Source organism: Microbacterium sp. NPDC088619 (assembly GCF_044752825.1).
Taxonomy (GTDB): Bacteria; Actinomycetota; Actinomycetes; order Actinomycetales; family Microbacteriaceae; genus Microbacterium.
In genome coordinates this window covers 1378684-1400822 of the sequence record NZ_JBIVLZ010000001.1, presented here as the reverse complement: position 1 = coordinate 1400822, position 22139 = coordinate 1378684, and the positions used below count along the sequence as shown (strand labels likewise).

The window sequence follows — 22139 nt, the reverse complement described above, 5'->3', positions numbered from 1 at the left end:
CCCGGCCAGTCTAGAACCGGCGTCGGTGTCAGAGCGTGCGGTCGAACGCGCCCTTGCGCGACACGATCTCCTTGCCGAGCGGCATCAGCGACACGGGCACCATCTTGAAGTCGGCGATGCCCATCGGGATGCCGATGATCGTGATGCACAGGGCGAGGCCCGAGACGATGTGGCCGATCGCCAGCCACCAGCCGGCGAGGATCACCCAGAGCACGTTCCCGAGAAAAGATCCGACGCCGGAGGTCGGCTTGCTGACGATCTCCCGTCCGAACGGCCAGATCGCGTAGCGGGCGATGCGGAACGAGGCGATGGCCCAGGGGATGGTGACGATCGGGATGCACAGCAGGATGCCCGCCAGCATGTAGCCGAGGAAAAGGCCGAGTCCGGCGAAGATGAGCCAGATGATGTTGAGGATCGTGCGCACGGGTCGATTCTCGCATCGGCGGCTGGGTGTCTGCCGGTTCGCTGCTGCCTCTCGAGGCCCACGGTGCGGCGACCGGCCAGGCTCGGGCGATGGCGAACCGCCACCGGTCGTTCACCATCCGTGCACCTGAGAGTCGTCGGGCGGCCATGGGGCATCGCTGATGTGGAGTCATACCCGTCTGATTCCCCCAGGAGCCCCATGTCCCGCCTGCAATCCGCGGCTGCGGTCACGACGGTCTGCGCGCTCAGCGCAGCCGCTCTGCTCGCCGTGCCCCTCGCCGCCACCGGAGCCGAACTCGGCATCCGGATCAACGAAGTCGAATCCAGCGGAGGTGTTCCCGGAGACTGGATCGAGTTCGTCAACGTCTCAGACGCCGCCGTCGATCTGAGCGGCTTCGTCGTGAAGGACGACGGCGACGACGAGTCGTATGTGTTCCCCGACGGATCTGTCGTCGAACCCGGCGCCCACCTCGTGCTCGATGAGGCAGGCGATGGCGTCAGCGGCTTCACCTTCGGTCTCGGAAAGGACGACCAGGTCCGTCTGCTCGACCAGAGCGCGACGCTCGTCGACCAGACCTCCTGGACGGCTCACGCGGCTGTCACGTGGGGTGCCCGCGAGGTCGCAGGCACGGTCGAGTGGGCGGAGACGACCGAGTCCACGAAGGGCGCGGCCAACGTGTTCGCCCCGGACGCTCCTCTCGGCGGTTCGATCGTCATCAACGAGGTCGATTCGCAACCCGCGGACTGGGTCGAGTTCTACAACCCCGGGGACGCCGCACTCGATGTCTCCGGCTACGAGATCCGCGACAACTCCGACGACCACCGCTGGCAGTTCCTGCCGGGGACGCAGATCGCTGCAGGCGGATTCCTCGTGGTCGAGGAGGGCACGATCGGCCTCGTCGACGGCGTCGAGACCGCGTTCCGCGATCCGATCGGCATCGGCAGCGCCGACCGCATCCGGCTGTTCGACGTCGGTGGCGCGCTGATCGACGACACCCTTCCCTGGGAAGGCCACGCCGCGATCGACGGCGACTCCGCCGCGGCGACGCTCGCACGCTGCCCTGACGGCGAGGGCGCCTTCGTGCTCGCCCACCCGACCATGGGCGGCGCGAACTCATGCGTGATGCCCGATGTGGTCATCAACGAGATCGAGTCCGACGGTGACGCGACCGACTGGGTCGAGGTCGTGAACTCCGGCAGCACGGCGGTCGACCTCTCCGGCTGGACGGTCATGGACGGCGATCCGATCGGGCACGCGGCTGAGACGACGCCGCTGCCCGCGGGTACCGTCCTCGAGCCGGGTGCGTACTTCGTCTTCGACCAGCCGGCGAACTTCGTCTTCGGCCTCGGCAACGGCGACACCGTCACGGTGCGCGATGCGAACCTCAACGTCGTCGACGAGCATGTGTACGACGCGCACGCGGCGGGCGTCCTCGCCCGTTGCGCCGACGGCAGCGGAGACCTCATCGACATCGCCGTCTCGACCAAGGGGCAGCGCAATGCGTGCGGCAACGCGGTGCGCATCAACGAGGTCGAGTCCGACGGCGGAACGCCCGGCGACTGGATCGAACTCGTCAACCCGACCGGATCCGACCTCGATGTCTCCGGCATCGTCGTGAAGGACGATGACGACACGCACTCGTACGAGATCCCGGCAGGCACGACGATCACTGCCGGCGGATATCTCGTCATCGAGGGCGCGGACCTCGGCTTCGGCTTGGGGGACGGCGACACCGTGCGCCTGTTCGACGGCGATCTGCTCGTCGACTCGACCACCTGGGGTGCCGGGCACGCAGCGGTCACGTGGGGTCGCTGCCCGGATGTGACCGGAGCCTTCGACATCACCGCGGAGAGCACGAAGGGCGAGGCCAACACCTGTGCGGGGGAGATCGAGGTATCTCCGTGGCCCGGCTCCGCCGAGGTCAGGGTGCTCGACACCGCGCCGACCTTCCTCGAGGACAGCTCCGGCCTCGACGTGCAGGAGACCGCAGACGGATCGTTCCTCTGGGCAGTCGACAACGGTGACGGACGCATCTGGAAGCTCGAGGCCCACGCCGACGGCTCCTTCGCGCAGATCCCCGGTTGGGAATCGGGCAAGCGCGTGCGGTTCCAGAAGGATGCCTCGGACCCGGGCGCCGCAGGCCCCGACACCGAGGGCATCACCGTCGACGGCGACGGGGCGGTCTACGTCGCCTCGGAGCGCGACAACAGCGCCAAGGGGGTGAACAGCAACACCGTCCTGAAGGTCGACCCCGAGTCGTCCGCCGGTGATCTCGTCGCCGAGCAGGAGTGGGATCTGACCACCCTGCTTCCGGCCGTGGGAGCGAACCTCGGCATGGAGGCGGTGCAATGGGTGCCTGATGCTGCGCTCGACGGTGTGCTCTTCGACGACAACACCGGAGCGGCTTACGACTCGGCCGACTATGCCGGTCACGGTGACGGTCTCTTCTTCGTGGCCGTCGAGGACAACGGTCATGTGTATGCGTTCGCGCTCGGCGCCGACGGTCAGGCGACTCTGGTCTCGGAGATCGCACCGGGTCTCGCCGGCGTCATGGCACTCGACTACGACAGCGTGCTCGACGTGCTGTGGGCGGTCTGCGATGACGGCTGCCAGGGCCAGTCGGCGCAGATCACCCTGAACGGCACGGCTCAGCCCGGACTCGCGCACTTCGCCCGCCCCGCCGGCATGCCGGACATCAACAACGAGGGATTCGCGACGGCTCCCGCCTCGCTGTCGGTCGACGGCGAGCGTCCGGTCTGGTGGTTCGCCGACGGCTTCGCGACGGAGGCGCTGCGCGTCGGCACCCTCCCCGGCGCGACCGCGGAGAACCCGGGCGAGAATCCGGGCGAGAACCCGGGCGAGGATCCGGGCGAGAACCCCGTGGAGAACCCGGGCGGGAACGCCGGCGGGCAGACGCCGCCGGCGCCCGGCAGCGTCTCCGATGGGAACGGTCTGGCTGCCACCGGTGCCGAGCTGCCCGTCGGGATGACCGCGATCGCGCTGCTCCTCGTCCTCGCCGGTGCGCTGATCATCCGTCGGCGTCGACTGACCCCCTGAGGCGAGCGTCTTCGGGATGGGGCGGGTGCACGGCATCCGCCCCATCCGCCGGCAGTGTCGGTGGCGCGGCCTAGACTCGTAGAGCCATGACCGAAGCCCCCCTCATCGTCCCCGGATCCGTCGGCCCCCGCTCCACCGGAGCACAGGGACAGGACGACCTCCTCGCCGGCCTCAACCCGCAGCAGCTCGAGGCGGTGACCTATCGTGGGCCCGCGCTGCTGATCGTCGCGGGCGCAGGTTCCGGCAAGACCAGCGTGCTCACCCGCCGCATCGCGTCGCTGCTGAGGGCGCGAGAGGCGTGGCCCAGCCAGATCCTCGCGATCACCTTCACCAACAAGGCGGCCGGTGAGATGCGCGAGCGCGTCGAGGCGATCGTCGGCGACGCCGCTCGAGGCATGTGGATCTCGACCTTCCACTCCGCCTGCGTCCGCATTCTCCGCCGCGAGGCCCAGCAGTTCGGGTTCACCAAGTCCTTCACCATCTACGACTCGGGCGACTCGCGCGCGCTGATCAAACGCCTGGTCAAGCAGCACGAGGCCGATGCATACGGGCTCACGCCCGGAGCCGTGCAGTCGCGCATCTCGAAACTCAAGAATGAGCTGTCCGACGCCGACGCCTACGCGCGCCAGGCGAACATGAGCGACCCGGCCGAGCGGATCTTCGTCGAGCTGTTCGCCGACTACCAGCGTCAGCTGCAGAAGGCGAACGCGTTCGACTTCGACGATCTGATCGGGCAGACCGTCCATCTGTTCCGCGCGTTCCCGCAGGTCGCCGACACCTACCGCCGTCGTTTCCGTCATGTCCTCGTCGATGAATATCAGGACACCAACCACGCCCAGTACGCACTCATCCACGAGCTGACGAGGCCCGTGACCGGCGAGAGCCCCGACCCGTATGCCTCCAACGGCATGATGATCTTCGAGCCCGAGACCACGCCAGAGCTCGAGGGCGCCTCGCTCACCGTCGTGGGTGACTCCGACCAGTCGATCTATGCCTTCCGCGGCGCGGACATCCGCAACATCAGCGAGTTCGAGCGCGACTTCCCCGGCGCGCGGGTCGTGCTGCTCGAGCAGAACTACCGGTCGACCCAGAACATCCTCTCCGCGGCGAACGCGGTGATCGGCAACAACTTCGATCGAAAAGACAAGAAGCTCTGGAGCGACAAGGGCGACGGCGACATGATCGTCGGCTTCACCGGGTACTCGCAGCACGACGAGGCGCAGTTCGTGGCCGACGAGGTCGAGTCTCTGCACCGTGCCGGGATGCCGTACTCCGAGATGGCGGTCTTCTATCGCACGAACTCGCAGTCGCGCGCCCTGGAAGAGATCTTCATCCGCTCGGCCGTGCCCTACAAGATCATGGGTGGCACGAAGTTCTACGAACGTGCCGAGATCAAGGACGCCCTCGCATATCTCGTGGCCGTCGCGAACCCCGCCGATGAGATGGCGGTGCGGCGCATCCTCAACAAGCCGCGTCGCGGCATCGGCGATGTCAGCGAGACGGCGATCGCCCGCTTCGCCGAGGACCACGACATCACGTTCCGTCAGGCGCTGTCCGTGCCCGAGCAGCTGGGCTTCGGTCCGAAGATCCAGGCGGGCATCGCCCAGCTCGACGCGGTGCTCGCCGAAGCGACCGAGATCATGCTCCCCGCCTCCGGCGAGGTCCCCGCTCCCACCACCGTCGCCGACGGGCTCAGCGTGCTGCTGTCGAAGAGCGGGTACCTCGATGCGCTGCGTGCGAGCCGCGACCCGCAAGACGAGGCGCGTGTCGAGAACCTCGACGAGTTCGTCGCCGTCGCACGCGACTTCGCCCGCAACAATCCCGACGGGACGATCGTCGACTTCCTCACGGAGGTCGCTCTCGTCTCCGATGCCGACGACCTCGACGACGAGTCGGGTTCGGTGTCTCTCATGACGATGCACACCGCGAAGGGGCTCGAGTACGATGCGGTGTTCGTGACCGGAGTCGAAGAGGATCTGATCCCGCACCGCATCTCGGCAGGCGAGCCGGGTGGCCCGCAGGAGGAACGCCGCCTCTTCTACGTCGGCATCACGCGCGCGCGCAAGCGTCTGCACCTGTCGCTGGCGATGACCAGGGCGCAGTTCGGAGAGGTCTCTGTCGCGATGCCCAGCCGATTCCTCCAGGAGATCCCCGCAGGACTCATCGACTGGCGCCAGTCGCCGGGCGATGTCAACTCCCGCGGTGGCACGCAGTCCCGCGCGCTCAATGCGCGTCGCGGGGGAGGATTCGGCGGATCCGGTTCGGGCGATCGCTTCGGCGTGAAGCAGCTGCCAGGACGCGACTCGCTCAAGCCGCTGTCGACGGCGATGGACAAGTTCCCCAACCGGGTGACGGCCAAGATGCGTGACAACGGCGACCTCGAGCTGGCTGCGGGTGACCGCATCCGCCACTCGGATTTCGGCGAGGGACGAGTCGACGCGGTGACGGGCGAAGGGGCGAAGCGCATCGCGCACGTGCGTTTCGATTCCGCCGGTCAGAAGAAGCTGTTGATCAAGGTCGCGCCGATCGAGAAGATCTAGCCCGGTGGCGGGTTAGGCTGGCAGATATGGCCCTGTTCTCCCGCCGCAAGAAGTCCGCTGACGACGTCGTCGCCGACCACATCGAGACCGAGGATTCTGCCGTCGACGCTCCGGAGGTCGCGGACGCACCCTCCGAACCCGCTGAGGTCACGCCCACCATCGGGATCTCCGTGCAGGCGTTCCGCGGTGTCGGCGCGCAGGCCGGACCCGAGGTCGAGCTGCCCGATGCCGACGCGGCTCCCGCGGCATCCGCGCCGACCACCGCACCTGCGCCCGCAGCGCCCGCTGCACCTGCGGCCGAGCCCGAGCGCAAGCTCCCACTGGCACCGGCGATGCCGCCCGAGCAGACCGAGACCGTCGCGGGCATGAAGGACAACGTCCTGCTGCGTGAATCCCTCAAAGAGGTCGAGCAGGGTGCCACGAACGAGCAGCTTCTCGGAGTGCTCCGCCAGGCGCTGCAGGGCCACATGTACATCCGGGTGAACGGCGATGCCCGTGCGCAGATCAGTGAGGGCAAGCCCCTCGCGGTCGCGGTGGTGCGCGATGGCGATCGTCAGTTCATGCTGGCGTTCAGCTCGGCAGCCGCAGTGCGCGACTCCGTGCAGCTCGAGAAGGACCCGACGGCGACATCGGCGGTGGCCCAACCCGTCACCTCCGTTCTGCAGCAGGTCGTCTCCGGAGATTTCGCCGGTCTCATCGTCGACAACGCCTCCGCCCCGCACCGCGTGGTGTTCCCGACCGAGCTGCTGCAGAAGGCCCTCGAGCAGGCAGACGTCGACATGACGGTCAAGTCGCTCATCGCCGCGCCGCGCGAGCAGGACACCGCAGCCAAGGTCGGTGAGGCGCTCGCGACCAAGCGCATGTGGGTCGCCGTCAACGAGGGCAACCCGGGCGGACAGGTCGGCATCGCCGAGGCGCAGACGCCTGACGGCAAGCGGTTCCTCCAGCTGTTCTCGCACCCGCTCGAGGTGCTCGCACTCGGCCGCGGTGATCGACCGCTGCCGTTCGAGCCGCTGCAGCTGGCGAAGATCCTGTCCAGCCACATCGACATGGCCGGCGTCATCATCGACCCGGCCGGGCCCAGCATCGTCGTCGAGCGCGATGCGCTGACCTCCGTGCTGATCCTGGCGGTCGACATCGACGACTGACGGGCTTCCGCACGTCCCACCGGCCCCCTAGGGTCGGAGCATGGCCTCAGAACGCGTGCCCCTGACCGTCACCGATCCTGACGGAGAGCGCGAGGTCGTGCTCTCCAGCCCCAATCGGATCGTGTGGCCGAAGGACGGCATCACCAAGGCCGAGCTCGCGGAGTACTTCCAGCTCGTCAGCACTCCGTTCCTCGAGGCGAACGGCAATCGTCCCGTCTCGCTCGAACGCTTCCGCGACGGGCTGGGCAGCGACGGCTTCTTCTCGAAGAACCCGCCCAAGGGCACGCCCGACTACGTCGACGCCGTCACGGTGACCTACAACAGCGGGCGACGGCATCCGCAGATCGTGCTCAACCGACCGAGCGCCATCGTCTGGGCGGCCCAGATGAACACGATCGTGTTCCACCCGTGGGCGTCGCTCGCCTCTGATCCTGACAACCCCGTCGAGCTGCGGATCGACCTCGACCCGCAGCCGGGAACGGGGTTCGCCGATGCCATTCCCGCCGCACACGCTTTGCGCGAGGTGCTCAGCGAGGTCGGTCTCGACGCGTTCGTGAAGACCAGCGGCAACCGCGGGCTGCACGTCTTCGCTCCGATCGAACCGACGCACGAGTTCCTCGACGTGCGACATGCCGTGATCGCCGCAGGCCGAGAGCTGGAGCGTCGGATGCCGGACGAGGTGACGATGAGCTGGTGGAAGGAGGAGCGCGGGGAGCGGATCTTCATCGACTTCAACCAGGCGAACCGCGACCGCACGATGGCCGGTGCATACAGCCCTCGGGCGCTTCCGGGAGCCACGGTCTCGACTCCGGTGCACTGGGAGGAGCTCGACGGCCTCGACCCCGCCGTGTTCACTGTGCGGAGCATCCCGAAACGACTCGACGAGGTCGGCGATCCGTGGGCAGGCAAGCAAGACAGCCCAGGGCGCATCGACACGCTGCTGGAGTGGTGGGAGCGTGACAAGGAAGCCGGTCTGGGAGAGCTGTCGTTCCCGCCCGAGTTCCCCAAGATGCCGGGGGAGCCGCCGCGCGTGCAGCCCAGCAAGAAGGTCGAGGCCAACTGGGATGCGAACGGCGACCCGATCGACGAGTGAGGGTCAGCCGATGACCTCGGCCAGATCGTATCCCGCAACCGTGTCGAGCTGGTCGTAGGTGCACGAGCGGGCATCACGGTCGGGTCGCCAGCGTTCGAACTGCACGGTGTGCCGGAACCGCGACCCCTCGAGCTGGTCGTAGCGGACCTCGAGCACGAGCTCGGGCCGCAGCCGCACGAACGACACATCCTTGGACCCGCTGAAACGCGAGCGCTCGCCTTCTCCGGTGACGGCATCGCCTGCATCGTCGCGCTCGACCAGCGGGGCGAGTTCGTCGACGAGTGCTGTGCGACGAGCGTCGCTCCACGCGGCGACGCCACCGACCTGCCGCAGCGTGCCGTCTGAGTCGTAGAGGCCGACGAGAAGCGATCCGACCCCGGACCCGGATTTATGCACGCGGTATCCGAGCGCGACCACATCCGCTGTGCGGGCGTGCTTGATCTTGACCAGTGTGCGCTTGCCCGGCGCGTACGGCTGATCGAGCGGCTTGGCGACGACTCCGTCGAGGCCGGCGCCCTCGAACTCGGCGAGCCAGCGCACGGCCGCTTCGCGATCGCGGGTCGTGCGCGTGATGTGCAGCGGATGCCCGACCTCGGCCATCAGCGTCTCCAGGCGCTCGCGCCGCTCCGCGAAGGGGACAGCCAGCAGGTCTTCATCGCCGATCGCCAGCAGGTCGAAGGCGATGAACATCGCCGGAGTCTCCGCGGCCAGTCGGGCGACCCTCGACGCGGCGGGGTGGATGCGCTGACTCAGCGCTTCCCAGTCGAGCCGCTGCGCGCCCGCCGGCCCGGTGGCGACGACGATCTCGCCGTCGAGCAGGCAGGGGGCCGGAAGCAGCCGGGGGATCGCCTCGACGAGCTCGGGAAAGTACCTGGTCAGTGGCTTCGCTCCGCGTGAGCCGATCTCGACGGTCTCGCCGTCCCAGGCGATGAGCCCTCGGAATCCGTCCCACTTGGGCTCGAACAGCAACCCGCCGGCGGTCTTCGCGGGATCGGGGACGGATGCTGCCGCCTTCGCCAGCATCGGGGAGGGGATCTCGTAGCGCATGGGTCCATCCTGGCGTCGGGGACGCCCCGGCAGAAGTGCGACTTCGGGACCGTCAGTCGAACAGATCGCCGAGCGAGACGCGGGCGCCCGCATCCTTCAGCGCCGTCCGGGCGGCGTGCCACCCGGCCATGCCGTTGACGCCTGGCCCCGGCGGGGTCGATGCCGAAGCGAGATACACGCCGCGCATCGGGGTGCGCCACGGTGCCGTGCCGAGCACAGGTCGGCGGAGCGCCTGCGGGATCGTGAAGGCGCCCCCCAGGATGTCGCCGCCGATCTCCGACGGGTTGACCGCTTCGCGCGACGATGCGGGCACCGAGTGGTGGGCGAGGATGAGGTCGCGGAACCCGGGTGCGAAACGCTCGACCTGACGGGTGATGAGTTCGGTGGCGTCGAGGTCGGAGTCCTGAGGCACGTGGATGTAGGCCCACAGCACCGCTTTGCCCTCGGGTGCCCGACTCGGGTCGAAGACCGATGGCTGCACACTCAGGACGTACGGTCTGTCGCTGATCCGACCGCGGGCGACGGCGTTCTCGCTGTCCCAGATCTCCGCCGCCGACCCGCCGATGTGCACGGTGGGTGACTGCCCCACTTCGGGATTCGTCCAGGGGATCGGGCCGTCGAGAGCGAAGTCGACCTTCGCGGCGGCCGGGCCGTAGCGATAGCCGCGGATCGCCCGCGCATACGCCGTGGGGATATCGGGATGGGTGAGCGTCAGCCGGGGCGATGTGTTCAGCATCAGCAGGTCGCCGCGAGCGGGGTCGCCCCAGTCGAGCGACGCGAGGTCGGTGACGTGGGTTCCCGATTCGACGGATCCGCCATGGGCTTCGAGGTCGGCGACCATGCTGTCGGCGATGCTCTGCGCCCCGCCTCGCGGGTACATCCACCCTCCGGCGTGCGCCTGCGCGGCCAGCAGCAGCCCGGCGGCGGCGCCGGCGAGGGAGGGGAGAGGAGTGTTCGCGTGCGCCAGGACGCCCGCCATCAGGCCGGCGGCCTCTTCGGTGCGGAAGGACCGGCGGGCGAGAGGGGTGCCCTGGTCGAGCATCCGCAGCGCGAATCGGAGAGCCGTGATCGGCTCGCGGGGAATGCGGAGCATCTGATTGCCGGTGAAGTCGACGACACCCTCGACATGTGTGCTCAGCGGGCGCAGAAGCGACAGCCACGCGCGCTCATCGACACCGAGTCCCGCCGCGGTGCGCTCGATGTCTCGCCAGGCGATGCCGGCTCTGCCGCCGTCGAGCGGGTGCGCGTAGGAGATGTCGGGCAGGATCCAGTCGACACGTTCGGCGAGGCCGAATGCCTGGAAGAACGACGAGGAGAGCGCAGCCGGATGCACCGCGGCGCAGACATCGTGGCGGAAGCCGGAGAGGGTCGATTCTACGGTGCGGACGCCGCCGCCGATGGTGCTCGCCGCTTCGAGGACGCGCACCTCGTACCCGGCTCGCGCGAGGGTCACGGCCGCCGCGAGGCCGTTCGGTCCGGACCCGATGATCGTCGCGCGTGCCATTCGGCCAGTCTTCCATGCCCGGGCGTGAGATCCTTGAGGAAATGAATGAAGTTCAGGGCCCGACCCCCACAGGCAACTCCCGTCCGTACCGAACCCTCGCGGAGGCGCTCCGTGCGCACCGCATCGCCGAAGAGAACCACGAGTTCATCGCGGCGATCACGGATGCCGTCGGCATCTCGTCCTACATCGACCGAGGCCGCTACATCGAGGCGATCCGCCGCGGCGAGGGCGCCTCGCTGCACATCGGCAAGACCTACACCAATGGCTTCACCGAAGACGAGGTCGTCGTCGTCGGCTCGACGCCCCTCCGTCTCCGGGCGAGCGAAGGCCGTGCTCCGTACTTCTTCGTGACGCACCCGAGCGAGTTCCGTCCCATCGCTCCGGTCAAGGCGAAGCGCACCACGACTCCTCGAGTCGCGGCGGCGCCGAAGGTCGAGCGCGCGACGAAGACGAGCGAGCGCGACTACGGCGTGTGCGATGTCTGCTTCATGGTGAAGACCCCGGCCGGTGGGTGCGGCTGCGACTGACGCCGTCAGTCACCGCGCCGAGAAGCGCACCCCCGTGAGCTTCTCGGACACGTCCCAGATCCTGCGGGCTGAAGCGGCGTCTCGTAGACGCGAGTAGAGCTTCTGGGGCGCGGGCGGGCCGCCGAGATGACCGACGCCCGACGGTCCGTAGAACCCTCCGCCGACGGCATCCGCGGAGGTCGCGGCGTAGAGCGCAGGGAGCCCTGCGGACTCGGCGGTGCCGACGATCAGGCCGTGCCGCGAGAGAGCGTCGATGATACGGCGTCCTGAAGTCTGCGCCGCGCGGCCGAGTTCCGGCTGCGCGGCCAGCAGATTCGTCGGAGCGATCCCCGGATGCGAGAGCAGGCTGCGGATCCCCCACCCCTCGGCCCTGCTCCGTCTGTCGAGTTCGAGCGCGAACAGCCCGAAGGCGATCTTCGACTGGCTGTAGGCGCGCATCCCGTTGTACGAGCGCTCCCACTGCAGGTCGTCCCAGTTGATCCCTCCGCTGTCGGCGGCGATGCTGATCTGCGAGACGACCCTGCCCTCGCCGGCCGTGAGAAGCGGGAGCAGCCGTCCGACGAGTGCGAAATGCCCCAGATGATTGGCGCCGAACTGCAGCTCGAAGCCGTCTGCTGTGGTTCTGCGGTCCGGAGGTGTCATCACTCCGGCGTTGTTGATGAGGATGCTGATCGGCGTGCCCTCCTCCTGCAGCGTTGCGGCGAGTGCGGCGACCGAGTCGAGCGAGGCGAGATCGACGTCCCGCAGTGAGATGCGCGCATTCGGAGTCGTCTGCCGGATCCGTGCGATCGCCGCGTCGCCCTTGGCGCGATTGCGGACGGGCATGACGACCTCCGCGCCGGCGGCGGCGAGACGAGCAGCGATTCCCATCCCGATTCCGTCACTCGCTCCGGTGATCACGGCGCGCGCGTCGTGCAATGGCGGGATGGTCGGTTCGGAGTCCTTGCGTGGCATGTTCTCTCTTCTTCCTGGTTGCTCCGATGCTCTCCCGTGTCCGTCGTGCGAACCAGGGATCGTCGATCCGTGGATCGCGAAGGAGCCGGCTGATAGAACAGAGTCGACGGCGGGAGAAGCGCATGGCGGTGGATCGGCGGGGGCTCGCGGAGTTCCTGAGAACGAGGCGCGAGGCGCTGCAACCCGAGGACGTCGGGCTCGCGCGCGGAGAGCGACGACGCACGGACGGCCTGCGGCGGGAGGAAGCGGCCTCGCTGTGCCACATGTCGACCGACTACTACGCGCGGCTCGAACAGGAACGGGGACCCCAGCCGTCGGATCAGATGGTGGCGGCGATCGCCCAGGGACTGCACCTCTCGCTGGCCGAGCGCGACCACCTCTTCGCGCTCGCCGGGCACACACCGCCGCCGAGAGGCGCCGAGAGCGACCACGTGAGTCCGGGGATGCTGCGGATCTTCGATCGACTGCACGACACCCCCGCCGAGGTCGTCACCGAACTGGGCGAGACTCTGCGTCAGAGCGCCTTGGGCACCGCCCTGGTGGGGGACCTCGTCGGGCTCCGCGGTCCCGCGCGCAGCATCGGATATCGATGGTTCACCGATCCCTCCGCCCGCCTGGTCTACGACCCGGAGGATCATGCGTTCCTCTCCCGACTGTGGGTGTCAGGGTTGCGCGAGATCGCCGCACGTCGGGGCCCGGGGTCCCGAGCGGCGGGCTATGTCGAGCTCCTGACGGACAGGAGCGAAGAGTTCCGCCGCATCTGGAAGACGCATGAGGTGGGTCTTCGCCCCGGTGCCACCAAGCGCTTCGTGCATCCGGAGCTGGGGCGGTTGGAGCTCACGTGCCAGACGCTCGTGGATCCGGAGCAGTCGCACTCGCTGCTCGTCTACACGGCGGCGCCTGGCAGCGAGAGCCACGAGAAGCTGCGGCTGCTCTCCGTGATCGGTCGTCAGCGATTCGTCGACGATCCCGCACCGACGGCCTCAGGAGGAGGGAGGGCCGACGGCTGACCCGCGACAGGCGCTCATCGCACCGAGTCAGGCGAAGGCGCTCATCCCGGTGATGTCGCGTCCGAGCAGCAGCGCCTGCACGCTCTCGGTGCCCTCGTAGGTGTGGATCGCCTCGATGTCGGCCATGTGCTGCATCACGCCGTTCTCGAGCAGGATGCCGTTGCCGCCGAGCAGATCGCGGGCGATGGACGCCACGCGCCGTGCTGCGCGCGTGTTGTGGAACTTCGCCAGTGACGCCTGCGTGGGGCGCAGTTCGCCGGCGGTCTCGAGGTCTGCGAGGCGGCGGCAGTAGAGCTGCATCGCGGTGAGATCCTCGAGCATGTGAGTGAGTCGCTCCTGCACCATCTGGAACTTGGCCAGAGGCTTGCCGAACTGGATGCGCTGCGTCGAGTAGGCGAGCGCGGCCTCGTAGCAGGCGGTCGCGTGGCCGAGAGCCGACCAGGCGACGCCCGAACGGGTCGCGTAGAGCACGACCGACGCGTCCTTGAAGCTCTTCGTCCCCGGCAGCACGGAGTCGAGCGGCACCCGCACGTCGTCGAGCACGATGTGCGCCTGGTGGATCGCGCGCAGCGATGCCTTGCCGCGGATCGGCGTCCCGGTGTAGCCCGGGGTGTCCTGCTCCACGAGGAAGCACCGCACGGCGCCGTGCTCGGCGGCCGTCTCATCGTCGACGCGGGCCCACACGAACGTGATGCCGCCCGAGGCTCCGTTGCCGATCCACTTCTTCGTGCCGCGGATGACCCATTCGTCCCCATCGCGGCGTGCCACGGTCTCGAGCGAGACGGAGTCCGATCCGTGGTCGGGTTCGGTGAGGGCGAAGGAGCCGAAGACCGAGCTGTCGGCGAGCGACGTCAGCCATCTCTCCTGCTGCTCGGGTGAACCGAAGAGCGCGAGAGTGCGCAGCGCGAGCCCGCCCTGCACCGCGAGCACGGTGCCGAGGGATCCGTCACCGCGGGAGATCTCCATGTTGACCAGACCCGCCGCGAGAGGGGAGAGACGCGTGAGCGAAGGATGCTCGATGCCGTCGACCACCAGGTCCATCTCGCCCATGCGGCGGGCGGCGTCGAGAGGGTATTCCGCGCGGTCCCAGGCATCCGCCATCTGCGGGCCGACCTCGTCGATGTAGGCCTTGGCTCGATTCCAGGCCGAGCGATCGGCCTCGGGGATGTCGGCGAAGACGGCGTAGTAGTCGCTGTCCTGTCTTCCGGTGATGTCGTATGACGAGACGCGCTCGCCGGGGAGGGGAGAGGCTGCGGTGCTCATGATGACTCCTTCGTGACACCAAGTATCGTACTCCTCGATACTCGGTTCCACGACTCCGTTCGGGGGAGTCCGGCCAGGTCAGTCGAGCTGCGTGCGCAGGCGCCTGGTGACCTCGGCGATCGGCATCGAACGGGGGAACACGGCGACGACGACGTCGTCCGGCGCCTCGGTGGCCGCGTCGGAGGGCACGCCGTAGCGACGACGCACATCGGCGAGAGCCGTCTGCAGCGTCGAGAGCGGCACCTTCTTCTTGCCTCTCAGCAGCTGCCGGAGCACATGGTTGTGCACCGCGGTGACGAGGGCCGAGAAGCCGACCGCGTCCAGAGGATCGATGCCGGGCAGCGAGCTGCGCAGGTAGTCGTCGAACAGCCGCTCGTAGCGGAACACGGTGATGATCTCGCGCTCTCGGAGCACCGGCACCTGGCGGACGATCTGATAGCGCCGACGCGCGAGCTCCGGGTCGTGCGCGAAGTGGGCGAAGACCGACTCGGATGCCGCGCAGACAGCTCCCCAGGGGTCTTCGTGTCCCTCGCCGAGGAACGTCCGCAGCTGCTCGAGCAGCACCTCGTGGTCGGCGAAGACGACATCCTCCTTGCCGCCGAACTGGCGGAAGAACGTCGACCGAGAGACGCCCGCGGCCTTCGCGATCTGCTCGACGGAGGTCTGGTCGAAGCCCTGCGACGCGAAGAGCTCGAGTGCAGCGGCCACGACGCCGGTGCGCAGTTCTGCGGATTCGTGCATGGGATGAGCCTAGACCTCGGCCCGTGGCGGCGCAGACGCCGCCGGATGAGTGATTGCCTTCCCATCGACCGTCCGATCGCCCCGACGCCTCATCCTCGCCGTTGGGGCCCTCGACCATCATGCGGTGCGACGGCTCCTGGTGGTTTCGGCTCGGCCGGGTCTGCGACGGGCGTGGCGTCCGGCGCGACCGGAGGATCGGCCACCGGGGCGGGCGGGCGTTCCATGGCACCGGGCGTGATGGGCGGAGCCGCGGGCGACGACGAGAAGCAGCGCGAGCTCGGTCACGAGGATCCTCCCAGCCGACGAGTCGCCGAGGAGTCCCCCGCCCTGTACCGGCGCGCGATCTTCAGGAAGAGATCCAGCGCTTCGGCCTCCGAGGCGAAGCGAAGCGGGTCATGGAATATACCTCCGCGCTCGTCGGTCTCCCACACGAGCCAGCCGTCGCCGTCGCTGTCGATCCATGCCGAGGACTCGCGTCGACCTGTGCGGCCGAACCAGTTCGCGGTGGCGGTGAGCGTTTCGGCTGCGATGATGCGCTTCACTTCGTCGGGGGTGAGTTCGGTCATGTGATCTCCTTAAGCAGGCCCAGCGTGATCAGCTGCTGCGCCGTGAGGGCAGCTGCACCTGTACGCCGCCCGCCGGGCGAGCCGAGTCCGGTCGCGATGTCTCCGCGATACCCCTGCGACCCGAGGCATTCGGGCGGGAGCTCGTCAGCCAGGAGCTCGTCCTTGGGCCGTCTCCTGGTACTGGCGGAGGTGTACCGGCCCTCGTGAGGACCGTAGCGGTCGAGTACATCTCCGGGCTGCGGAGTATGCGGCCTCTCTCCCTGATCCGACGCTCGAGAATGCTACCGGACGCCTTCTGGTCGTCGCCCGCGCTCTGCGGACGTAGGGGCGCTCAGGAGGCGGTAGTAGGCTGGGGGATTGATCGATGTCTCGACATCGAGAGAATTCCAGGCCGCAGCCCAGTGAAGGAAGCACAGTGGATCTGTACGAGTACCAGGCACGAGACGTTTTCGAGAAGTACGGAGTGCCGGTCCTCGCCGGCATCGTCGCTGACACCCCTGAGGAGGTGAAGGCAGCCGCGGAGAAGATCGGCGGCGTCGTCGTCGTCAAGGCGCAGGTCAAGACCGGCGGTCGCGGCAAGGCCGGCGGCGTCAAGGTCGCGAAGACCCCCGAAGAGGCATACGAGGCAGCCAAGGCGATCCTCGGCCTCGACATCAAGGGCCACGTCGTCAAGCGCGTCATGGTCGCACAGGGTGCGCGCATCGCCGAGGAGTTCTACTTCTCCGTGCTGCTCGACCGCGCCAACCGTTCCTACCTGAGCCTCTGCTCGGTCGAGGGCGGCATGGAGATCGAGGAGCTCGCCGTCGAGCGCCCCGAGGCACTCGCACGCGTCGAGGTCAACCCGCTGACGGGCATCGACAAGCAGAAGGCCGTCGAGATCGCCCGCGCCGCGAACTTCCCCGAAGACCTGATCGAGAAGGTCTCCGACGTCTTCGTCAAGCTCTTCGACGTCTACAAGGGAGAGGACGCGACTCTCGTCGAGGTCAACCCGCTGGTCCGCACCGAAGAGGGCGACATCATCGCGCTCGACGGCAAGGTCACGCTCGATGACAACGCCTCCGAGATCCGTCACCCCGAGCACGAGGCGCTCGAAGACAAGGACGCCGCAGACCCGCTCGAGGCCAAGGCCAAGAAGAGCGGTCTGAACTACGTCAAGCTCGACGGCGAGGTCGGAATCATCGGCAACGGTGCAGGACTCGTCATGTCGACGCTCGACGTCGTCGCCTACGCCGGTGAGAACCACAACGGCGTCAAGCCCGCCAACTTCCTCGACATCGGTGGCGGCGCATCGGCCGAGGTGATGGCCGCAGGCCTCGACGTCATCCTCGGCGACCCGCAGGTCAAGAGCGTGTTCGTGAACGTCTTCGGCGGCATCACGGCGTGCGACGCCGTCGCCAACGGCATCAAGGGCGCTCTCGAGACTCTCGGCAGCGCGGCCTCCAAGCCGCTCGTCGTGCGCCTCGACGGCAACCGCGTCGACGAGGGTCGCGCGATCCTCGCCGAGTACGCGCACCCGCTCGTCACGCTCGCCAGCACCATGGACGAAGGCGCCGACAAGGCCGCCGAACTCGCCAACGCCTGATCGCAGAGAGACACAAGGACTAGAGAAATGTCGATCTACCTCAACAAGGATTCCAAGGTCATCGTCCAGGGCATCACCGGCGGCGAGGGCACCAAGCACACGGCGCTCATGCTGAAGGCCGGCACCCAGGTCGTCGGTGGCGTGAACGCCCGCAAGGCCGGCACCACGGTCTCGCACACCGACAAGGACGGCAACCCCGTCGAGCTCCCCGTCTTCGCCTCCGTGGCCGAGGCGATGAAGGAGACCGGCGCCGACGTGTCGATCGCCTTCGTCCCCGGCGCCTTCACCAAGGACGCGATGATCGAGGCCATCGACGCCGAGATCCCGCTGCTCGTCGTGATCACCGAGGGCGTCCCCGTGGGCGACTCGGCCGAGGCCTGGGCCTACGCGCAGAGCAAGGGCAACACGACCCGCATCATCGGGCCGAACTGCCCCGGCATCATCACCCCCGGTGAAGCGCTCGTCGGCATCACGCCCGCGAACATCACCGGCAAGGGCCCCATCGGCCTCGTGTCGAAGTCGGGCACCCTGACCTACCAGATGATGTTCGAGCTGCGCGACCTGGGCTTCTCGACCGCCATCGGCATCGGCGGCGACCCCGTCATCGGCACGACGCACATCGACGCGCTCGCCGCATTCGAGGCCGACCCCGAGACCAAGGCGATCGTGATGATCGGCGAGATCGGCGGCGACGCCGAAGAGCGTGCGGCCGAGTACATCAAGGCGCACGTCACCAAGCCGGTCGTCGGCTACGTCGCGGGCTTCACGGCTCCCGAGGGCAAGACCATGGGCCATGCAGGCGCCATCGTCTCGGGCTCCGCCGGTACCGCTCAGGCGAAGAAGGAGGCCCTCGAGGCCGCCGGCGTCAAGGTCGGCAAGACGCCGTCCGAGACCGCCGCTCTGATGCGCGAGATCGTCGAGTCGCTCTAAGCGCTATAATCGAAGAGAAGGCCCTGGACTCCACTCCGGGGCCTTCTTTCATGCCCGGACACTTCTGGCACCCGGGGTCGCAGCCGGTGCAGCGAAAAGGGGCGGATGCCTCAGCATCCGCCCCTTCGTCGTTCCTTCGTCGCTCAGGCGACGCCGAACAGCGCCTCGATGGGACCGCGGGCGAAGAACACCACGAAGCCGATCGCGACGATCCACAGCAGCGGGCTGATCTGCCTGGCCTTGCCGGAGAACGCCTGCACGAGCACCCAGCTGACGAAGCCGGCGCCGATGCCGTTGGCGATCGAGTAGGTCAGCGGCATCACCGTGACCGTCAGGAACACCGGCAGCAGCACGCTGAACTCGGTCAGATCGATGTACTTGATCTGAGCCATCATCATCGCTCCGACGATCACGAGCGCCGCGGCGGCGATCTCGGTCGGGACGATCGACGTGAGCGGGGTGAGGAACATCGCCAGCAGGAACATCCCACCGGTGATCAGGTTCGCGAAACCGGTGCGCGCACCCTCGCCGATGCCGGCACCCGACTCGATGAACACGGTGCTCGACGACGACGAGGTGCCACCGCCGACGATCGCTCCGACACCTTCGACGATGAGCGCGGACTTGATGCGGGGGAAGTCGCCGTTCTCGTTCGCGAGGTCGGCTTCCTTCGCGAGCCCGGTCATGGTGCCCATGGCGTCGAAGAAGTTCGAGAACACCAGGGTGAAGACGATCATCACGATCGCGACGAGGCTGACCTTGCTGAAGTCGAAGCCGAAGTCGACGGCGCCGATCAGACTCAGGTCGGGCAGACCGAAGGGCGATCCGGCGAGCGCGGGGACGGTGAGGCCCCAGCCGCCCGCGTTGCCGTCAGCGGCGGCACCCAGGTGCCAGATCGCCTCGACGATCACCGCGAGCACGGTGCCCGAGACGAGGCCGATGAGCAGGCCGCCCTTGACCTTGCGGGCGACCAGGATGCCGGTGATGATCAGCGTCGCGATGAACAGGACGGTCGGGACTGTCGCCACTGAGCCGCCGATTCCCAGACCGACCGGCGGGGATGCGCTGCCGGTGGCTGTCACGAAGCCCGAGTTGACGAACCCGATGAAGGCGATGAACAGGCCGATGCCGACCGTGATCGCGATCTTGAGCTGGAACGGGACGGCGTCGAAGATCATCTTCCGAAGGCCCGTGGCCGCGAGGAGCACGATCACGAGACCGTTGATCATCACGAGCGCCATGGCCTCGGGCCAGGTGACCTGGCCGACGACCGAGAACGCGACGAAGGCGTTGATGCCGAGGCCGGCTGCGAAGCCGAAGGGCAGACGGGTGATCAGACCGAACAGGATCGTCATCACGCCGGCGGTCAGCGCGGTCGCGGCGCCGACGGCGCTGAAGTCGAGGGTGTTGCCTGCGACATCGGCGGAGCCGGACAGGATGATCGGGTTGAGGATCACGATGTAGGCCATCGTGACGAAGGTCACCAGACCCCCTCGGATCTCGGTGCCGATCGTGGATCCGCGTCTGCTGATCTCGAAGAAGCGGTCGAGGGCGTTCTTGGGTTCGGCCTCTGAGCGGGTGGGGGACGGGGCAGTTGTCATCGGGAAACCTCCGCAGGAGACGATATCGTGTCGCGCGAGTCGCGCGCGCCCCCAGGCGACGACAGGGTTCTCGTCGTAGTCTCGATTCGATATGCAACGCCTCCTCGTCGCGCTCCTCGCCGCCTTCGATGCCGCAATCGCTGCGGCGGTCGGTCTCGTGGTCCTGCTGGCGCCGCTCACGCTGCTCTGGACGCTCTCATTCGGCGTCACAGCCGACTGGGGAGCCCTCTGGCCTCTCACCGGCTCGCTGTGGCAGTTCGGCCACGGCGTGCCGCTGAGCATCGAAGTGTCGACCGAGGTGCTGCGCACGACGGGCATCGCGCCCGACGCCGCCGCCTTCACGCTCTCGGTGACCCCGCTCGCTTTCCTGATCTTCACGCTGCTGTTCGCGGCTCGCTCCGGCGCCCGAGCCGCCCGTGCAGGTGCCTGGCTGCTCGGCACGCTGTCGGGTTCCCTCGCCTTCGCGGCGATCGCGACCGGAGTCGCGCTGACCTCGCATCTCGCGGCGGTCGAGACGTCCGTCGCCGAGGGTATCCTGCTGCCTGCGGCCGTCTACCTCGTCGGCGCGGTGTGCGGGGCGGTGCGCGTCGCCTGGGAAGACGGCGACAGCGGCATCCTCGACCGCGTGCACGACGTCGTCGACTCGTGGGGCGACTGGGGGCCGGTGCCGAGCGCAGCGGTCCGCGGAGCCGCGTTCGCTGTGGTGGGGGTCATCGCGGTCTCGGCGGTGGCGGTCGCTGTTCTCGTCGCGGCACGAGGCGACGAGATGGTGGCGCTGTTCCAGGCTGCTCGGGTCGATGCACTCGGCGCCGGCGTCATCACACTCGGGCATCTCGCGTATCTCCCCACGATCATTGTCTGGGCGGCATCCTGGCTCGCCGGTCCGGGGTTCGCGGTGGGAGTCGGCACTGCGGTGTCTCCCGCAGGCACCCAGCTCGGAGTCGTCCCCGGCATCCCCGTGCTCGGTCTTCTTCCCGAGAGCACATCGATCTGGATGCTCATCGTCATCATCCTTCCGATCGGCGCCGGAGCCTTCGCCGGATGGGCCGTCCGCTCACGTCTCGTCTGGGAGGGCACTCCTCTCGCCATGGCGCCTCGTGCGGCGATCGCGGCGGGGATCGGCGTCCTGACCGCCGCGACCGCCGCGATCGCCGCCCTGCTCGCGGGAGGATCGATGGGTCCGGGCCGGCTCGCTGAAGCCGGACCGGCCGCGCTGCCCTTCGCCCTCGCTCTGGGTGGCGAGGTCCTGCTCGGCGCGGCGATCCTGCTCCTGTCGCCGCGGAACCGGGATGAGCTCGCAGAAGAGCGCACCGACCGGTGGGTCGCCGAGATGACGGTATCCGACGCGGTCGCGAGCGAGTCCGGCGATGCGATGGTCGGCTGGCCGGGAGCATCCCCAGCCCACGACCACGACACTGCGCCGCTCGATGGAGTGGGGGGCTTCCGGCTGCCGAAGCGCGACCCGGGGGATCCCGTCCGCTGACATGCGGGTCGGGCCCTGACGCCGGCCCCGGTAGACTGGGCGCGTGCTCACGGTCGCCGTTCTCATCTCGGGCACCGGCTCGAACCTTCGCGCCCTCCTCGAGGCCGCTCGTCACCCCGATTTTCCTGCGCGGGTGGTGGTCGTCGGTGCCGATCGCGAAGCCGACGGACTCGCCCATGCCGAGGAGTTCGGCATCCCGAGCTTCACGGTTCCGTGGCATGAGCACGAGTCCCGCGACGCGTGGGGTGAGGAGCTCGGACGGCAGCTCGCCGTCTGGAACGCCGACCTCGTAGTGCTCAGCGGCCTCATGCGACTGCTGCCCGCATCACTGGTCGCGAGCCTCGCACCGCGCCTGATCAACACGCATCCCGCCTACCTGCCGGAGTTCCCCGGCGCGCACGGCGTGCGCGATGCGCTCGCCGCAGGCGTCTCCGAGACGGGCGCCAGCGTGATCGTCGTCGACGACGGCGTCGACACCGGCCCGATCCTCGCGCAGGAGCGGGTTCCGGTCCTCGGCGGCGACACCGAGCACACTCTGCACGAGCGCATCAAGCCCGTCGAACGACGACTTCTCATCGACGTGGTGCGCCGCATCGCGACCGGCGAGCTCTCGCTGACCTCCGCATCCTGAACCGATCCCACGCACGCACCCCTCGCACGAAGGAGCCC

18 protein-coding genes are annotated in these 22139 nt (G+C 68.3%); 10 read left to right on the top strand and 8 right to left on the bottom strand.

Annotated elements, in window-relative coordinates; translation table 11 throughout:
• Nucleotides 1-28: 28 nt before the first annotated feature.
• Complete coding sequence (locus tag ACIP5T_RS06985) at nt 29-424, bottom strand: YccF domain-containing protein (RefSeq protein WP_400861809.1); 396 nt, start codon at nt 422-424, stop codon at nt 29-31.
• A 198-nt stretch (nt 425-622) separates the two neighbouring features.
• Here ACIP5T_RS06985 and ACIP5T_RS06980 point away from each other — a divergent pair, with 198 nt between their 5' ends.
• From ACIP5T_RS06980 to ligD, 4 genes are all read left to right on the top strand, one after another.
• Nucleotides 623-3481 carry a lamin tail domain-containing protein gene (locus ACIP5T_RS06980; protein ID WP_400861807.1) on the top strand — a complete coding sequence of 953 codons (2859 nt, stop codon included), beginning with the start codon at nt 623-625 and terminating at the stop codon, nt 3479-3481.
• Between the two features lie 86 nt (nt 3482-3567).
• A complete protein-coding gene (locus ACIP5T_RS06975; protein WP_400861805.1) occupies nt 3568-6021 on the top strand; it encodes an ATP-dependent helicase in 2454 nt (817 codons plus the stop codon).
• 26 nt (nt 6022-6047) lie between these two features.
• Nucleotides 6048-7169 carry an SseB family protein gene (locus ACIP5T_RS06970; RefSeq protein WP_400861804.1) on the top strand — a complete coding sequence of 374 codons (1122 nt, stop codon included), beginning with the start codon at nt 6048-6050 and terminating at the stop codon, nt 7167-7169.
• Nucleotides 7170-7209: 40 nt separating this feature from the next.
• A complete protein-coding gene (gene ligD, locus ACIP5T_RS06965; protein WP_400861802.1) occupies nt 7210-8262 on the top strand; it encodes a non-homologous end-joining DNA ligase in 1053 nt (350 codons plus the stop codon).
• 3 nt (nt 8263-8265) lie between these two features.
• Here ligD and ACIP5T_RS06960 read toward each other — a convergent pair whose 3' ends face one another.
• Together ACIP5T_RS06960 and ACIP5T_RS06955 are read right to left on the bottom strand one after the other, a co-directional pair.
• Nucleotides 8266-9309, bottom strand: a complete 1044-nt coding sequence (locus ACIP5T_RS06960; RefSeq protein WP_400861801.1) for an ATP-dependent DNA ligase — start codon at nt 9307-9309, stop codon at nt 8266-8268.
• 52 nt (nt 9310-9361) lie between these two features.
• Nucleotides 9362-10813 carry a phytoene desaturase family protein gene (locus tag ACIP5T_RS06955; RefSeq protein WP_400861800.1) on the bottom strand — a complete coding sequence of 484 codons (1452 nt, stop codon included), beginning with the start codon at nt 10811-10813 and terminating at the stop codon, nt 9362-9364.
• A 41-nt stretch (nt 10814-10854) separates the two neighbouring features.
• Here ACIP5T_RS06955 and ACIP5T_RS06950 point away from each other — a divergent pair, with 41 nt between their 5' ends.
• Entirely contained in the window at nt 10855-11340 is a 486-nt protein-coding gene (locus ACIP5T_RS06950) for a hypothetical protein (RefSeq protein WP_400861798.1), read from the top strand.
• Nucleotides 11341-11349: 9 nt separating this feature from the next.
• On the opposite strand, the gene ACIP5T_RS06945 is transcribed toward ACIP5T_RS06950, so the two are convergent.
• Complete coding sequence (locus tag ACIP5T_RS06945) at nt 11350-12294, bottom strand: SDR family oxidoreductase (RefSeq protein ID WP_400861797.1); 945 nt, start codon at nt 12292-12294, stop codon at nt 11350-11352.
• 122 nt (nt 12295-12416) lie between these two features.
• Between ACIP5T_RS06945 and ACIP5T_RS06940 the strand changes: the two genes are divergently transcribed.
• Nucleotides 12417-13304 (top strand): helix-turn-helix transcriptional regulator, encoded by an 888-nt coding sequence (locus ACIP5T_RS06940; RefSeq protein ID WP_400861795.1) that lies wholly within the window; start codon nt 12417-12419, stop codon nt 13302-13304.
• Nucleotides 13305-13331: 27 nt separating this feature from the next.
• On the opposite strand, the gene ACIP5T_RS06935 is transcribed toward ACIP5T_RS06940, so the two are convergent.
• The 3 genes from ACIP5T_RS06935 to ACIP5T_RS06925 form a co-directional block, all read right to left on the bottom strand.
• Nucleotides 13332-14567 carry an acyl-CoA dehydrogenase family protein gene (locus ACIP5T_RS06935; RefSeq protein ID WP_400861794.1) on the bottom strand — a complete coding sequence of 412 codons (1236 nt, stop codon included), beginning with the start codon at nt 14565-14567 and terminating at the stop codon, nt 13332-13334.
• Nucleotides 14568-14645: 78 nt separating this feature from the next.
• Nucleotides 14646-15308, bottom strand: coding sequence for a TetR/AcrR family transcriptional regulator (locus tag ACIP5T_RS06930; protein ID WP_400861791.1), 663 nt, complete (start codon nt 15306-15308; stop codon nt 14646-14648).
• A 281-nt stretch (nt 15309-15589) separates the two neighbouring features.
• Complete coding sequence (locus tag ACIP5T_RS06925; protein ID WP_400861789.1) at nt 15590-15874, bottom strand: hypothetical protein; 285 nt, start codon at nt 15872-15874, stop codon at nt 15590-15592.
• 415 nt (nt 15875-16289) lie between these two features.
• Between ACIP5T_RS06925 and sucC the strand changes: the two genes are divergently transcribed.
• Nucleotides 16290-17456: an ADP-forming succinate--CoA ligase subunit beta gene (gene sucC / locus ACIP5T_RS06920; protein WP_400861787.1), complete on the top strand. Its 1167-nt coding sequence runs from the start codon at nt 16290-16292 to the stop codon at nt 17454-17456.
• A 27-nt stretch (nt 17457-17483) separates the two neighbouring features.
• On the top strand, nt 17484-18386 hold the full coding sequence (gene sucD / locus ACIP5T_RS06915) for a succinate--CoA ligase subunit alpha (protein WP_400861785.1): 903 nt from the start codon (nt 17484-17486) through the stop codon (nt 18384-18386).
• A gap of 143 nt (nt 18387-18529) precedes the next feature.
• Here the strand turns inward: sucD and ACIP5T_RS06910 are convergent, their stop codons facing one another.
• A complete protein-coding gene (locus ACIP5T_RS06910) occupies nt 18530-19987 on the bottom strand; it encodes an NCS2 family permease (RefSeq protein ID WP_400861783.1) in 1458 nt (485 codons plus the stop codon).
• Between the two features lie 91 nt (nt 19988-20078).
• Between ACIP5T_RS06910 and ACIP5T_RS06905 the strand changes: the two genes are divergently transcribed.
• Together ACIP5T_RS06905 and purN are read left to right on the top strand one after the other, a co-directional pair.
• Nucleotides 20079-21470 carry a DUF6350 family protein gene (locus tag ACIP5T_RS06905; RefSeq protein ID WP_400861781.1) on the top strand — a complete coding sequence of 464 codons (1392 nt, stop codon included), beginning with the start codon at nt 20079-20081 and terminating at the stop codon, nt 21468-21470.
• A 43-nt stretch (nt 21471-21513) separates the two neighbouring features.
• Nucleotides 21514-22101 carry a phosphoribosylglycinamide formyltransferase gene (gene purN / locus ACIP5T_RS06900; RefSeq protein WP_400861779.1) on the top strand — a complete coding sequence of 196 codons (588 nt, stop codon included), beginning with the start codon at nt 21514-21516 and terminating at the stop codon, nt 22099-22101.
• The last annotated feature ends 38 nt before the right edge of the window (nt 22102-22139 follow it).

Excerpts from the sequence above, each read along its gene's own strand:
- ACIP5T_RS06980 (WP_400861807.1), top strand. The coding sequence starts at position 623 with ATGTCCCGCCTGCAATCCGCGGCTGCGGTCACGACGGTCTGCGCGCTC.
- ACIP5T_RS06975 (WP_400861805.1), top strand. The coding sequence starts at position 3,568 with ATGACCGAAGCCCCCCTCATCGTCCCCGGATCCGTCGGCCCCCGCTCC.
- ACIP5T_RS06970 (WP_400861804.1), top strand. The coding sequence starts at position 6,048 with ATGGCCCTGTTCTCCCGCCGCAAGAAGTCCGCTGACGACGTCGTCGCC.
- ligD (WP_400861802.1), top strand. The coding sequence starts at position 7,210 with ATGGCCTCAGAACGCGTGCCCCTGACCGTCACCGATCCTGACGGAGAG.
- ACIP5T_RS06960 (WP_400861801.1), bottom strand. The coding sequence starts at position 9,309 with ATGCGCTACGAGATCCCCTCCCCGATGCTGGCGAAGGCGGCAGCATCC.
- ACIP5T_RS06955 (WP_400861800.1), bottom strand. The coding sequence starts at position 10,813 with ATGGCACGCGCGACGATCATCGGGTCCGGACCGAACGGCCTCGCGGCG.
- ACIP5T_RS06950 (WP_400861798.1), top strand. The coding sequence starts at position 10,855 with ATGAATGAAGTTCAGGGCCCGACCCCCACAGGCAACTCCCGTCCGTAC.
- ACIP5T_RS06945 (WP_400861797.1), bottom strand. The coding sequence starts at position 12,294 with ATGCCACGCAAGGACTCCGAACCGACCATCCCGCCATTGCACGACGCG.
- ACIP5T_RS06940 (WP_400861795.1), top strand. The coding sequence starts at position 12,417 with ATGGCGGTGGATCGGCGGGGGCTCGCGGAGTTCCTGAGAACGAGGCGC.
- ACIP5T_RS06935 (WP_400861794.1), bottom strand. The coding sequence starts at position 14,567 with ATGAGCACCGCAGCCTCTCCCCTCCCCGGCGAGCGCGTCTCGTCATAC.
- ACIP5T_RS06930 (WP_400861791.1), bottom strand. The coding sequence starts at position 15,308 with ATGCACGAATCCGCAGAACTGCGCACCGGCGTCGTGGCCGCTGCACTC.
- ACIP5T_RS06925 (WP_400861789.1), bottom strand. The coding sequence starts at position 15,874 with ATGACCGAACTCACCCCCGACGAAGTGAAGCGCATCATCGCAGCCGAA.
- sucD (WP_400861785.1), top strand. The coding sequence starts at position 17,484 with ATGTCGATCTACCTCAACAAGGATTCCAAGGTCATCGTCCAGGGCATC.
- ACIP5T_RS06910 (WP_400861783.1), bottom strand. The coding sequence starts at position 19,987 with ATGACAACTGCCCCGTCCCCCACCCGCTCAGAGGCCGAACCCAAGAAC.
- ACIP5T_RS06905 (WP_400861781.1), top strand. The coding sequence starts at position 20,079 with ATGCAACGCCTCCTCGTCGCGCTCCTCGCCGCCTTCGATGCCGCAATC.